Annotated in this window: 13 protein-coding genes and 1 riboswitch; of the genes, 5 read left to right on the plus strand and 8 right to left on the minus strand. The window is 59.2% G+C overall.

Annotated features, from left to right (window positions below):
* Positions 1-28: 28 nt before the first annotated feature.
* Complete coding sequence (locus H8F21_RS04470; RefSeq protein ID WP_136478966.1) at positions 29-1,126, plus strand: carboxynorspermidine decarboxylase; 1,098 nt, start codon at positions 29-31, stop codon at positions 1,124-1,126.
* A 27-nt stretch (positions 1,127-1,153) separates the two neighbouring features.
* A complete protein-coding gene (locus tag H8F21_RS04475) occupies positions 1,154-2,389 on the plus strand; it encodes a saccharopine dehydrogenase family protein (protein WP_136476887.1) in 1,236 nt (411 codons plus the stop codon).
* Between the two features lie 81 nt (positions 2,390-2,470).
* Here the strand turns inward: H8F21_RS04475 and H8F21_RS04480 are convergent, their stop codons facing one another.
* The 6 genes from H8F21_RS04480 to lpxO all read right to left on the minus strand — a co-directional run bounded on the left by H8F21_RS04480 (position 2,471) and on the right by lpxO (position 9,297).
* Complete coding sequence (locus tag H8F21_RS04480) at positions 2,471-2,902, minus strand: MAPEG family protein (protein WP_203480089.1); 432 nt, start codon at positions 2,900-2,902, stop codon at positions 2,471-2,473.
* A gap of 74 nt (positions 2,903-2,976) precedes the next feature.
* Entirely contained in the window at positions 2,977-4,650 is a 1,674-nt protein-coding gene (locus H8F21_RS04485) for an MFS transporter (protein WP_203584083.1), read from the minus strand.
* 154 nt (positions 4,651-4,804) lie between these two features.
* Positions 4,805-6,946 carry a TonB-dependent receptor gene (locus tag H8F21_RS04490; RefSeq protein WP_203480084.1) on the minus strand — a complete coding sequence of 714 codons (2,142 nt, stop codon included), beginning with the start codon at positions 6,944-6,946 and terminating at the stop codon, positions 4,805-4,807.
* A gap of 107 nt (positions 6,947-7,053) precedes the next feature.
* Positions 7,054-7,260, minus strand: a riboswitch (cobalamin riboswitch).
* Between the two features lie 46 nt (positions 7,261-7,306).
* Positions 7,307-7,864, minus strand: coding sequence for a GNAT family N-acetyltransferase (locus H8F21_RS04495; protein WP_203480082.1), 558 nt, complete (start codon positions 7,862-7,864; stop codon positions 7,307-7,309).
* An 83-nt stretch (positions 7,865-7,947) separates the two neighbouring features.
* Complete coding sequence (locus H8F21_RS04500; RefSeq protein ID WP_136476882.1) at positions 7,948-8,292, minus strand: carboxymuconolactone decarboxylase family protein; 345 nt, start codon at positions 8,290-8,292, stop codon at positions 7,948-7,950.
* A gap of 105 nt (positions 8,293-8,397) precedes the next feature.
* Entirely contained in the window at positions 8,398-9,297 is a 900-nt protein-coding gene (gene lpxO / locus H8F21_RS04505) for a lipid A hydroxylase LpxO (RefSeq protein WP_203480080.1), read from the minus strand.
* Positions 9,298-9,480: 183 nt separating this feature from the next.
* On the opposite strand from lpxO, the gene thpR reads away from it, so the two are divergent.
* Positions 9,481-10,020 carry an RNA 2',3'-cyclic phosphodiesterase gene (thpR, locus tag H8F21_RS04510; protein ID WP_203480076.1) on the plus strand — a complete coding sequence of 180 codons (540 nt, stop codon included), beginning with the start codon at positions 9,481-9,483 and terminating at the stop codon, positions 10,018-10,020.
* 12 nt (positions 10,021-10,032) lie between these two features.
* Here the strand turns inward: thpR and H8F21_RS04515 are convergent, their stop codons facing one another.
* Positions 10,033-11,235, minus strand: coding sequence for an NAD(P)/FAD-dependent oxidoreductase (locus H8F21_RS04515; protein ID WP_203480074.1), 1,203 nt, complete (start codon positions 11,233-11,235; stop codon positions 10,033-10,035).
* Positions 11,236-11,483: 248 nt separating this feature from the next.
* Here H8F21_RS04515 and H8F21_RS04520 point away from each other — a divergent pair, with 248 nt between their 5' ends.
* On the plus strand, positions 11,484-12,026 hold the full coding sequence (locus H8F21_RS04520; protein ID WP_203541658.1) for an RrF2 family transcriptional regulator: 543 nt from the start codon (positions 11,484-11,486) through the stop codon (positions 12,024-12,026).
* A 69-nt stretch (positions 12,027-12,095) separates the two neighbouring features.
* Here H8F21_RS04520 and H8F21_RS04525 read toward each other — a convergent pair whose 3' ends face one another.
* On the minus strand, positions 12,096-12,710 hold the full coding sequence (locus H8F21_RS04525; protein WP_203480142.1) for a cell wall hydrolase: 615 nt from the start codon (positions 12,708-12,710) through the stop codon (positions 12,096-12,098).
* Between the two features lie 136 nt (positions 12,711-12,846).
* Between H8F21_RS04525 and H8F21_RS04530 the strand changes: the two genes are divergently transcribed.
* Complete coding sequence (locus H8F21_RS04530; protein WP_203480071.1) at positions 12,847-13,698, plus strand: CAP domain-containing protein; 852 nt, start codon at positions 12,847-12,849, stop codon at positions 13,696-13,698.
* Positions 13,699-13,706 lie beyond the last annotated feature (8 nt).

Consider the following 13,706-nt stretch of genomic DNA (forward strand, 5'->3'; position numbering starts at 1 on the left):
TTTGGCCGGCCTTGCCGGGGGCCTCGAAATGATCAAAACGCCGTATTACCTCATCGACAAAACCAAGCTGCTGCGCAACATGGAGAAGATCGCCTACGTGCGTGAAAACTCCGGTGCCAAGGCGCTGCTGGCCCTCAAGTGCTTCGCCACCTGGTCGGTATTCGACTTGATGCAGCAGTACATGGACGGTACCACCTCGTCTTCGCTCTACGAGCTCAAGCTGGGTCGCCAGAAGTTCGCCGGTGAGACGCACGCCTACAGCGTAGCCTGGGCCGACGACGAAATCGGCGAGATGGTCGAGAACTGCGACAAGATCATTTTCAACTCCATCGGTCAGTTGCAACGCTTCGCCGAGCAAACCGAAGGCACCGTGCGCGGCCTGCGCGTCAACCCGCAGGTAAGCAGCTCCGACTACTTGCTGGCTGACCCTGCGCGCCCATTCAGCCGCCTGGGTGAGTGGGATCCGGTAAAAGTCGAAGCAGTCATCGAACAGATCTCCGGCTTCATGTTCCACAACAACTGCGAGAACGGCGATTTCGGCCTGTTCGACCAGATGCTGTGCACCATCGAAGAGCGCTTCGGACATCTGCTGCACAAGGTCGAGTGGGTCAGCCTGGGTGGCGGTATCCACTTCACGGGCGAAGACTACGCGCTGGACGCCTTCTGTGCGCGCCTTAAGTCCTTCTCCGAAAAGTACGGCGTGCAGGTTTACCTGGAGCCGGGCGAGGCAGCCATCACCCAGAGCGCCTCGCTGGAAGTCACCGTGCTCGATACCCTCTACAACGGCAAGCACCTGGCCGTCGTCGACAGCTCTATCGAGGCGCACATGCTCGACCTGCTGATCTATCGCCTCAACGCCAAGCTGGCGCCCAGCGAAGGCGAACATACCTACATGGTGTGCGGCAAGTCCTGCCTGGCCGGGGATATCTTTGGCGAATACCAATTTGATCGTCCGCTGGCCATCGGCGATCGGCTGTCGTTTGTTGACGCAGCGGGTTACACCATGGTCAAGAAAAACTGGTTCAACGGCTTGAAGATGCCGTCCATCGTAGTGAAACAACTCGACGGTACTGTTGAGGTTGTTCGCGAATTCGGGTTCGAAGACTACTTGTCCAGCCTGTCGTAAGCTGGCAGTAAAGGAGAGAAAGAGAAATTGAAGAAGAACGTCCTTATCATTGGTGCAGGAGGTGTCGCCAAGGTGGTGGCCCACAAGTGCGCACAGCACAACGACGAACTCGGTCGTATTGCTATCGCGTCGCGCAACATCTCCAAATGCCAGGCCATCATCGACAGCGTCAACGCCAAGGGCAGCCTGAAACAGCCTGCTGAAATCAAGGCTTTCGCGCTGAACGCCCTGGATGTCGAAGCGACTAAGGCGCTGATCCGCGAAACCGAATCGCAGATCGTCATCAACGTCGGCTCTGCGTTTCTCAACATGTCGGTGCTGCGTGCCTGCATCGATACCGGCGTGGCCTACCTGGACACCGCCATCCACGAAGAACCGGGCAAAATCTGCGAAACCCCGCCTTGGTACGGCAACTACGAGTGGAAACACCTCGAGGAATGCCAGCAGAAGAACATCACCGCCATTCTTGGCGTAGGTTTCGACCCAGGTGTGGTCAACGCCTATGCAGCATTGGCGCAGCAACAGTATTTCGACCGCATTGATTCCATCGATATTCTCGACGTCAATGCCGGTTCCCATGGCAAGTACTTCGCCACCAACTTCGACCCGGAAATCAACTTCCGTGAGTTCACAGGACAGGTGTGGAGCTGGCAGAACAGCCAGTGGACCAGCAACACCATGTTCGAAGTCAAGCGTACCGATGATCTGCCGGTAGTAGGTTCGCAGAACCTGTACCTGACTGGCCACGATGAAGTGCACTCGCTGTCGAAAAACCTCGACGTGCCCAACGTGCGTTTCTGGATGAGCTTTGGCGAGCACTACATCAATGTGTTCACCGTGCTCAAGAACCTGGGCCTGCTCTCCGAGCAACCGGTCAAGACTGCAGAAGGCCTGGAAGTGGTACCACTGAAAGTGGTCAAGGCCGTGCTGCCTGATCCGTCTTCGCTGGCACCGGGTTACACCGGCAAAACCTGCATTGGTGACCTGGTCAAGGGCACCAAGGACGGCCAGCCACGTGAGATCTTCATCTACAACGTGGCAGACCACGAAGAAGCTTACGTCGAGACCGACAGCCAGGGTATTTCCTATACCGCAGGTGTGCCACCCGTGGCTGCAGCCTTGCTGGTCGCCCGTGGAGAGTGGGACGTGCAGCGCATGGCCAACGTCGAGGAACTGCCGGCAGAGCCGTTCCTCAAGGCGCTGGACGAGATGGGCCTGCCAACTCGCATCAAAGACGAGAATGGCGACCGTCCCTGGAACTGAGTGATCAGTTCGCCGCTGTAACTGAACGGGATTGGCCCATTGAGGGTGCCAATCCCGTTTTTCGTTGTGCTCGACCTGCGGCTATAGGTGGCGGACAGCACCCATTGTCACCAGCGCGGCGAGCCCCAACAGACAAACCATTGCAATGGCGTAGGCAACGGTTCGCCAAGGCTGCCAGCGTGCCAGATAGCTCACGGTATGCATTACCCGGGCACCGGTGAACAGGACCATTAATCCGCTGGTGAGCAAAGCCGGTGGATTGAACACCAGGCACAGCCCACCCAGGACGAAGAACAACGGGATATTCTCCAGGTCGTTGGCCCAGGCCTGCGCCGCTCGACTGACCTGCGGCAACTCCTCCGGGCTTGGCTGGCGCCCAACCAAGCCTGCATCCTCACCGTTCTTGAAGGTCATGCGGCTAATGCGGTAGAAGCCCTGGTAGCAGGAAATCGCCAGCATTTTCATAAAGAGTACGACTACACACAACGCAAAGACGGCCAAAATATCGTGCATGCTCATTCCATTGAAAGCGGGGGAGCGTGATCATCGCCCAATCCGCAATCGTGCGTATAGCCTGCGCCTGAGCTTCAGTCGTGATGGATATCCCGGTCCTTGGTTTCCGGCAGAAAGAAAATACCCAGGATGGCGGTCATCACCGCGATCACGATCGGGTACCACAGCCCGTAATAGATATCACCCGTGGCCGCGACCATGGCGAACGCTACCGTGGGCAGGAAGCCGCCGAACCAGCCGTTGCCAATGTGATAAGGCAGTGACATCGAGGTGTAGCGGATGCGCGTCGGGAACAGCTCCACCAGCCAGGCGGCAATCGGTCCGTAAACCATGGTCACGTAGATCACCAGGATGGTCAGCAGCAACAACACCATCGGGTAGTTGGTTTTGGCGGGGTCGGCTTTTTCCGGGTAGCCCGCGTCCTTGAGTGCAGTCCCGAGGGCGGCGACGAACGCGTCGTTCTGGACCTTGAAGTCGGCGGCCGGCATGCCGGTTCCTTCAAAGCTCTGCAGCACGTTCTCGCCGATGCGAATTTGCGCGACAGTGCCGGGTTCAGCCTTGACGTTGTCGTAGGGAATGGCGCGCTTGGCTAACACACTCTTGGCCAGGTCGCAGGAGCTGGTGAATTTTGCCTTGCCCACCGGATCGAACTGGAACGAACACTGGTTGGGGTCGGCAATCACCGTTACCGGGTTTCGCTCCTGGGCGAGGAACACGTCTGGATTACCGTATTCGGTCAATGCCTTGAAGATCGGAAAGTACGTTAGCGCGGCAATGATGCAGCCCGCCATGATGATGCCCTTGCGTCCGATGCGGTCAGACAGGCTGCCGAACAGAATGAAGAACGGTGTACCGATCAGCAGTGAGCCTGCAATCAGCAGGTTGGCGGTTTGTGGGTCGATCCTCAGCGTCTGCAACAGAAAAAACAGTGCGTAGAACTGCCCGGTGTACCAAACCACAGCCTGGCCGGCGGTGCCGCCAAGCAGCGCCATGATCACCACCTTGAGATTGTCCCAGCGTGCAAAAGACTCGGTCAGCGGCGCCTTGGAGGCTTTGCCCTCGGCTTTCATCTTCAGAAATACGGGTGACTCGCTCAGTTGCAGGCGGATGTACACCGAAACGATCAGCAGCACGATCGACAGCAAGAACGGAATTCGCCAGCCCCAGGCCTCGAAGGCTTCAGTGCCAAGAACGGTACGGCAGGCGAGGATAACCAACAGCGACAGAAACAGTCCCAGGGTCGCGGTGGTCTGGATCCAGGAGGTAAAGTAGCCACGTTTACCCTGCGGGGCATGCTCGGCTACATAGGTTGCCGCACCGCCGTATTCGCCGCCCAGGGCCAAGCCTTGCAGGAGGCGCAGGGTAATCAGAATGATCGGCGCTGCTACACCGATGGTGGCATAGCTGGGTAGCAAGCCGACGATTGCAGTCGACACGCCCATGATCACAATGGTGATCAGGAAGGTGTACTTACGCCCGATCATGTCGCCGAGCCGCCCGAACACGATGGCGCCGAACGGGCGTACGGCAAAGCCTGCGGCAAAAGCGAGGAGGGCGAAGATGAATGAGGTGGTCTCGTTGACCCCGGCAAAGAAGTGCTTGGCGATAATTGCTGCGAGGGAGCCGTAGAGGTAAAAGTCGTACCACTCGAACACCGTGCCCAAGGACGAAGCGAAAATGACTTTTCGCTCCTCCTTGGTGATCGCACGGTGAGGTGCGCTGCCTGTGGAGCCTTCGACTGTTGCCATGAGTGTTCTCCGCCTGGTTTTTATAGGCCGGAGCACCCACTGACATTTACCGCACCCTGGCCTGGGGGTTCGCGGTCTTGCATCGCTGCAAGGTTTCTTCAAGCATAATCATCTTTTTTCGGATATCCAGCGTGGCCGCGATGCGCCGTGGCGCTTAGAAGCTGTAGTCCACGGTGGCGAAGTACGACCGAGGCTCGCCCATGATCCATTGTTCGCCACTGTGCGCCGTGGCGGCATAGCGACGGTCCAGCAGATTGTTCAACTGCAGTCCCAGGCGCACATCGGCAAGCACCTGCCAGCCAAGGTTGGCATCAACCACGGTGAAGCCAGGAACGGTCTGGGTATTGGCGGTGTTGGCATAGCGCTCGTCGACATAACGCAGGCCCATGCCGAGGTCGACGCCATGCTCAAGGCCTTTGCTGACCCACAGGTTGGCAGTGCGCCGTGGCACATTGCTTGGGCGATTGTGAGCGTACGAAACCGTTTGGCCGTTGACCACCTGATCGAAGTCGTCGTACTTGGCTCGCACGACCGAGGCGTTGGCAGAAACTTGCCATTGGTTGGCCAGGGCCAGTTCCAGGGTCGCTTCCAGGCCATCGGAGGTTTGCTGTCCGGCTTGTTCCTTGAGGTGGGTGACGGGGTTGCTGACCAACAGCTTCTTTTTGACGATGTGATACGCCGCTAGGGTCCATTCGCCGCGACCGTCCCAGAACAATTGCTTGAGACCAAACTCGGTCTGTTTGGCTTCGGTGAGGTCGAAGTTCTGCTGGCTTGGGCTGAGCGTAACCAGGTCACTGACGCCGTCTTCACTGGTGGAGTACTGGCCGTACAACGACAGATCATCGGTGACCGCAAAGACCAGCCCTGCACGCCAGTTTCCACCGCCAAGGCTACGGTCGGTGCGGCTGCCATCAATCAAGTTGTCGCGGTCGATGTGGTTCTGGTCACGGCGGATACCGGTTACCAGCGACCAGCGATCAGTCAGCTGGGTACGGTTTTCGGCGAACAGGGCAAAGGTGCGGGTAGTGCTCTGACTTTGAGGGCGGGTGGGGTCCTTGCTGTGGAAGTAGCCTGGGGCCGGGTTCCATGGGTCGACCAAGTCGCCGCCAATGTCGTTGTAAGGTGAGTTGCTGTCGATGCCGAAGCGAATGCGGTTGTACTCGGCACCGACCACGGTCTTGCTGGCCAGTCCGAACAGCGAGTGATCAAAGGAGAAGCTCTGGCGATCACCGATTTGCTCCTGGTCGTGCTTGATCTCCAGGTAGCTGCCGCGCTCCAGTTGTCCTGCGCCGCTGTTCCAGGTGTAGTCTTCGGCGTTGCGCCAGTGTCGGCGACTCTTGATGTAATAGAGCTGGTTGCTGGCGCTGATCGAATCGCTGATAGTCCAGTCAGTGTTCAGGCGCGTCCACTCGTCGTGGTAGCGCTGCACATCGTTTTGCACGTTGTAGTTCTTTTTGCCCAGGCTGTCGCGGTAGTGGCCGTCAATCAGCGGCGTACCGAAGTAGTTCATCGGCTCGGCATCGCCGCGCTCGTGGGCCAGGGTAAAACTCAAGTCGTCACTGGCGTCGAAACGCAGGGCGGCGCTCATCGCTAGGTTTTTCGAGTCGCCACGATCGACCCAGCCGTTGCTCTGCTGGTTGTTCAAGGTCACTCGGTAGCTCAGGCGCTCGCTCAGCGAACCGCCGCTGTCCAGGCCCAGTTGCTGACGGTCGTAGGCGCCGTAGCCCAGCCGCAGATGGTTGCGGATGTCACCGGCAAAAGGCTTTTTGGCAATCACGTTGATGACCGCACCGGTGGCGCCTTCACCATAGAGCACCGAGGCCGGACCGCGGATCACGTCGATGCGTTCGACCATCCACGGATCAACCGGGAATGTCTGGGTGCCGGCACCGGTATACATCCGCGAGCCATCGAACAACGTCATCACCGAGCCATGACCTTCGAAGCCACGGGCCGAGAGGGCGGTGCCGCCATTGCCAGGCGTCGCCACCGAAGTGATGCCCGGCGAACGTGTGACGGCGTCCTGGACGGTGAGGTTGTTGCGCTTGTCGATGGCGTCGGCACTGATGCTGCTGGTGCTGGCCGGGGTATCCATGGCGCTGAGATTCAGCCGCGAACCGGCCGGCAACGGGGTAGCCAGGCTGATCACCTCGTTGTCGCTGCTGCTGGTGATGGCCGTGGAAGGAAGCGCAAGGGCGGTGCTGCCAGATTCAGCGGCAAAGGTCGGCACGCAGAATGCCAGGCAGGGGGCCAGGGTATTGGCCGCCAGAGTGTGAAGCTTGGAGTTACGGGACATATCGTTCCACTGTCTACTGGAAGAAATGGATCCCGGAGGGAACAACGCATGAAGGAATTGCGCGCGCAGGCGAGCGCAAACCGGCCTGCGCCCGCCCACCGCGGGGTTGCCAAACGAAGCTTCAGGCCGGTCTCCGGGCTTGCGAGGGTCGTGAAGGCCTTCACCTTCCCATGCCTGAGCACAGTGGTGTTTCGAAGGCTTCGCTCGCTTACCGTTGCGGGGGCAGCGCCGGACTAGTCACCTGAAGTGATGCACCGGCTTCCCGTTTCACCCTGCGCACGACGGCGCAGGACACCTGAAACTGGCGCGCATCTGAACATTGAAAGTCTTTGCAGTCAATGAGTTGGACAAACCCCTGGCTTATCGCCCGCGCTTGCGTGATACCACAGCTTCAATGTTCTTGCGCCCGATCAGCATGGGTTGCTGGGGCTGCTCCAGCCATTTGTACATCACCAGGCAATCGACCAGCCCTAGCTGAGCGTGCCGATAGGCGCGAGGCAAGCGCCCGACAATGGCAAAGCCAAGTTTCTGCCACAGTGCCACGGCTGCTGCGTTGCTCGACACCACCGAATTGAACTGCATGGCCAAGAAACCCTGCTCGCGCGCCAGCTGTTGCGAGTGCTCGCACAGGGCCCGGGCAACGCCACGTCCACGCGCAGCTTCGGTGACCATGTACCCACAGTTACTGACATGACTACCGGGACCTGCGGCATTGGCTTTGAGGTAATAGGAACCAAGCAACTGCCCATCCTCTTCCGCCACCAGGGTCTGCAGGGGGGATTCAAGCCACAGTTGGCGGGCTTGATCCTGGTTCAGGGTCGGATCGAAGGCATAGGTTTCGCGCGCTGCGACAATGGCCTGGAAGGTTGGCCAGAAACGGTCGAAGTCGGCAGCGGTCATGGGGCGGATGTGAATCATGGCGGTTCCTAGCAACGTGAGCCGCGAGTCTGAAAGCGTTGGTGCCGGCATGCAACTGTTTGTGCCTGCCGGCACCGTTGTCGCTAGCTGTCGACCTTGCCCAATGCATCCATGGCGCGTGCCGAATACACCAGGGCAGCCCCGGCATTCATTGCGACAGCAACGCCGAGGGCTTCGGCAATTTCCTCACGGCTGGCCCCTTGCTTGAGCGCCTGGGCCGAGTGCACGGCAATGCACCCGTCGCATCGCGTGGTTACCGCCACGGCCAGCGAAATCAGTTCGCGGGTCTTGGCGTCGAGGTGGTTGGTCTTAGCCCCGGCGCCGCTGGCGGTCATGTAACCGTTGACTGTGTCGGGGGACAGTTGCTTGAGGTCGCCGATACCTGCCATCAACTGCTTACGGTAGGCGTCCCAGTCCATCATGCTCATCGTCTTCACCTTGTGCTGTTGGCAACATCAACAGTGAAGCTAGTTTTTCCGTGGGTGGGGCGCCGTTGGTCGAAGGCAGCACGGCTCGTTGGCCGGGTAAACGGGTCAGATATAAATAAACACCAGCAGCAATACCGCGACCACTGCCCATTTTTCCAGGTAGTAACGGGTGCGGTTACGTTTCTTCAGGGCCTTGCCACGCTCGCGGATCTTGTAGATGCGCGTGAACAGACGGTTGATGCCGCCGGTCTTGTCACCGGCATCGTTCGGCGCGGCGGCGGCCGCCATCACACTACGGCTGAACCAGCGGTTGAAAGCGGTGGCCCAGCGATACTTCAATGGACGCTCGACATCGCAGAACAGAATGATGCGGTTGTGCTCGGTCTGGTTGGAGGCGTAGTGAATGTAGGTCTCGTCGAAGACCACACCTTCGCCGTCTCGCCATGAGTAGTTTTCGCCGTCCACGCAGATGTAGCAGGCATCATCGTTTGGCGTGTCCAGGCCCAGGTGGTAGCGGTAGGAGCCCGCATAAGGGTCGCGGTGGCGAACCAGTTTGGAGCCTGGCGGCAAGGTAGCGAACATGGCGGCCTTGACTGTGCCGATACTTTGCAGCAGCTCGGTGGTGCGTGGGCACAGTTTCATCGCCGAAGGGTGGCTCTCGCCGTACCATTTAAGGTAGAAGCGCTTCCAGCCGCTCTTGAAGAAAGAGTTGAAGCCTACGTCGTCGTAGTTCTGCGAGCTTTTGATTTCGCCTACATGCAGAAGCTGTTGCGCTTCAGCGCGAATCTCCTGCCAGTTGTCCTGCAACGGCTTGAGCTCGGGAAACGACTCGACCGGCAGGTAGGGTTTGGCCTCAAGCTTGGAGAACAGGTAGAGGAAAACGTTTACCGGGGCCAGGAAGCTTGAGTGATCGCCCAGTTGGCGGGTGATCTTGTGCCTGACGCGTCCGCGAAAATGGACAAAAGCAATTGAGAAGACAAACAGTAGAACCAGAAAAATTTTCATGGGCGGGTACTTATCGATGTGGCGATGCGCCATGGCATAAGCTCGCCAGCATAAACAATCGCGACCGCGGTTTGTACAAAATGTTACTGCTTTGACGCCAGACATTAGTCCCAGGCGCAAAGGTTTGCGCTGCCAACGTCCACCGTTAGACTGAGCGCAAAGACAACAGGAAAGGGGGAGGGTATGGAGCAAGACACTCGCGAAACCGGCCAGCCATTCAAGCGATTGTTCTTTGCCTTCGATTGCACACCAGCGCAACGTCGGGGCATTGCCCAGTGGCGCAGTGACCTAGGTTTGAGCAGCGGACGGCCGGTGCCGTCGTCGAACTTCCACTTGACCCTGATGTTCCTCGGGGCAGTGGACACAGCACAATTGCCGGCCGTTCTTGCGGCAGCGGCTGCAGTCAAGGTGCCCGGTGAGCCCATTACCGTAGCGCTTGATCGACTGGAAGTCTGGCGCCCGGCCAAGGCCTTGGTGTTGGCACCCAGCCAAACGCCTGCAACCTTGCGTCATTTGGTCTACAACCTGCAGCAGGCATTGCTACCGCTTGGCTTCACCGAGGCCCCCAGGGAGTTTCGTCCGCACCTGACCCTGGCTCGGGATTACCAGGGGCAGGTACCGGAAGCACTGGTAGCGGCTGAATTCACCCTGCGCACGCAGAACTTTATCCTGTACGAGTCGCGTAAGGGCCGCTACTGGCCATTGGCGCAATGGCAGTTGTAGCAGGCTCTGCCATCAAGCGATCGGAATCAGCGGATCGGCGGCGGCCAGTGCGCTGGTACGGTCAGCTGCGGGCGGGTAGATCCAGGTGGTGTTGATCTGGGTCTTGAGGTCTTTGGCTTCCTTGCGCAACAACTTGACCTGACGATCCCAGCCCTCGGTGTAAACCGCGCCCCAGGCTCCCAGGTCCAGACAGGTTACGTACTTGGGTTGGCGATAAGGCGTGGGCTCGACACCGAGCAGGTCTGCAGCCACGTTGTTTCCGCTGTGACGGCCTAGCACGATGGCATGCTGGCAAGACATGACGGCAAAGTTGCCTTTGTCGTCGGTAGCCGCGTAGGCCACATCGCCGGTGGCATAGACATGCTCCTGGCCCTTTACCTTAAGGTTGCGGTCGACGTGCAGGCGACCTTGTGCATCGCGTTCGCCCGGCACTTGCGCCGTCAGCGAGCTGGCACGTACGCCAACGGTCCAGACCACGGTATTTGCTTCAATCCGCTCACCGTCCGCGAGGGTGACACCACCGGCATCCACACCCGCTACCGAAGCATTGACTCGCCATTGCACGCCCAGCGCCGCGGACGCCTCGATGATGGTTGGGCTGATGCCTTCACCCAAGGCAGCACCGATCCTGGCGCCGCGGTCGACAATGATTACCCGGACATTGGTATCGGCACCCAGAATAGCGCGCAGGCGACCGGGCATTTCCGTGGCGGTTTCGATACCGGTGAAACCTCCACCAGCGACCACTACGGTGTTACGCGCGGTTGATTCCGGCTGGCTGGCCAGCGACTTGAGGTGTTGCTCCAGGCGCGCCGCCGATTCGATCTGATCGACATCGAAGGCGTGTGTGTTCAGACCGTCGATATCCGGACGCCACACGCCGCTACCGGCAGCCATCACCAGGCGGTCATAGCTGATATCGCTGCGGTTGCCCTGGGCATCGACGTAACTGACGCGCTTGCCGTTCACGTCGATCTGTTCGGCCGCGCCCTGGATAAAGGCAACGCCTACTGCGTTGAAGAGCTCGGCCAAGGGTGCTTGCATCTGGTGCACATCAGGTTCGTAGAAGCGCGGGCGAATACGCAATTGGGCCTGTGGTGCGAGAACACTGATGGCAACGTCGTCGCGGCCATATTGGTCCAGCAGACGAGCTGCGCTCAGCGCGCTCCAGACACCACCAAAACCTGCGCCGACAATCAGAATGTGCTGTTTCATTTGGCTGCTCCACAGAGAGGAAATTGTTTTTTGACTGGTTGCTCATGGGGGGGGGTGCAGGTCAAGCCATGGCAGCGAGTAACTACGACTGTATTAGTCGTAGTTAATTTGAGCAAGCACTATTTTTAAGCGATTCTTGCCGTCGATTGGCTGATTTCTCTCAAGGAGGCTCTATTTGAGGGGCCGCAAGTCGTTCGCCATGCATGAAAATCTGATAGCATTGGCGACAAAGTTAGTCGGAGATTGTCATGTCTTTGTATAGCGCTGGCGTGGAGTACGGCATCCATTGCCTTACCTTCCTGGTCGATGAGCTGGGTGATAGCCGTGAAGCCAGTGTGCGTGACCTTGCCGACCTGCAGGGTGTGCCTCAGGAGTACCTGGCCAAGGTCTTCACCAAGCTCGCCAAGGCCGGGCTTGTGGCGGCCACCGAAGGCGTGCGCGGAGGGTTCAAGCTGGCGCGTCCGGCGGACGAAATCAGTGTGCTGGATATCGTTACCGCCATAGACGGGCGCAAGATGATCTTCGAGTGCCGTGATGTGCGCGATCGCTGTGCGCTGTTTGAAGGTTCGCCGCCAAGTTGGGCCCAGGAGGGCACCTGCTCCATTCATGCGGTAATGCTTACGGCGCAAAAACGCATGGAAGAGGCGTTGGCGCAGCAGACCATCCTGGATATCGCCCGACGCGTTGGTCGCAAGGCGCCGCCTGAGTTTTCCACTCAGTTGGTCAACTGGATGAGTGACCGTCGCGCGGGCAAGACCATCGGCGACATACCCGTCGTCGATATATCCTGAAGCGGTGGGCTTGCCCCAGGATTGGGTAATGCAAGCCCCTGTCCAACACCGCCCGAACCCGCGCTCCGGTTAGCGCGCCGTGCCATTTCGCGGCTTGTAGAACAGGAAGTCGCTGGTCTCTGTGGTCTTCACATAGCCGCGCGCCCAATCCGGCGATACATGGCGGTCATGAAAATACAGTGCGCCGCGGGTACGGTCATCCAACTGCCGGTTGAGCGCCTTGCGTGCGATTTCTTTGGCAATGGCATAACGGGCTTCTTCCTGGACTGAGTCAGAACGCCCGTCGCACCACCAGGAAAACTGGCAGTTGCCGGTCTCGGAACCCTGCTTGACGACCCCGCACACGGTGTCGGGAAAGCCCTCATGACCCAGGCGGTTCATCACCACGCTGGCCACCGCTTCCATGTCCGGCGCCTTGCCACCCTTCGATTCCCAATAGATGCTGCGTGCCATGCAGGTGATGGCGTCGTCCAATGCCGCCTGACCTGCAGGGTCTACTGCCTGGGCTTCGGGTTGGCTGATGGCTTTGCTTTTGCTGGCAGACGGTGCATCCGGTTGTGCGGCTGCTTTTTGCTCCAGTGCCTGGGCTTTTTCTTCAGCCACCTGGGCTTTGCCTTCACTCCCTGCAACGAGCGGGCTGCAGAGGCTTAGCGCCAGGCAGGTTACAATCGTTATAAGGCGCATGATCTGGCTCTTGAGTAGCGAGAGAAAGATGAAGCTTCCCGTTACAGGGTCGACCGCAAGGCGCTCAAAACATTCCAACTGTTCGACGACGAGCGCATCGCGCATCATGGGTGCAGTCCGTTCAAGGGAGATTTACATGCGTGTCCTGTCATCCGTTCTGCGTCTCGCCTGCCTGCCTATGGCGCTGCTGGTCGCCACGGCAGTCCAGGCCAGTGAGCCATCGCAGTTAATCGATGCAATCAATAGCTATCGCAGTCAGGCCCAACGCTGTGGCGGACAGGCATCGCTAGAGCTGCCGCCACTGACCAGCGATCCTCGCCTGGTGTTGCCGGCCACCGGTAGCGTGGATTTGCGCAGTGCCCTGGCTCAAGTCAGTTACCCGATGGTCAATGTCCAGGCTATTACTCTCAATGGCCCTCGTGACGCTCAAGCGGCCATGCAAGCGGTGCGGGAAAGCTTCTGTCAGGTAGTGCTTGATCCACAGTTCGTCGATATTGGCGTCAGTCAGCAAGCTCGCGATTGGCGCATCGTGCTGGCGCGGCCGCTGCTTGCCGGAAAGCTGGGTGACTGGCAGGCCGAAGGCCAGAAGTTGTTGAACATGATCAACAGTGCACGCAGCCAGCAGCGCCAATGTGGCAGCCAGACGTTCGCGGCCAGCGCACCGTTGGCCTGGAACGCAGTGTTGGCTGGCGTTGCTGAAACCCATACCCGAACAATGGCCAATAAGAACTTTCTCGATCACATCGATCGCGATGGTCGTACACCCGGCGACAGAGCTGAGCTGGCCGGATACGCAGGACAGCTGACGGGCGAAAACATCGCCGCCGGGCAGGACACCCCGCGCAAGGTGGTCGATGGGTGGTTGGCCAGCCCTGGCCATTGCGCCAACGTGATGAACCCGCAGTTCACCGAGTTGGGCGCCGCCTACGCCGTCGATCCCAAGAGCGATGCCGGGATCTACTGGACGGCAATGTTCGGTGCACCCTGAGGTTGCAT

The organism is Pseudomonas arcuscaelestis, from assembly GCF_016881005.1.
GTDB lineage: Bacteria > Pseudomonadota > Gammaproteobacteria > Pseudomonadales > Pseudomonadaceae > Aquipseudomonas > Aquipseudomonas arcuscaelestis.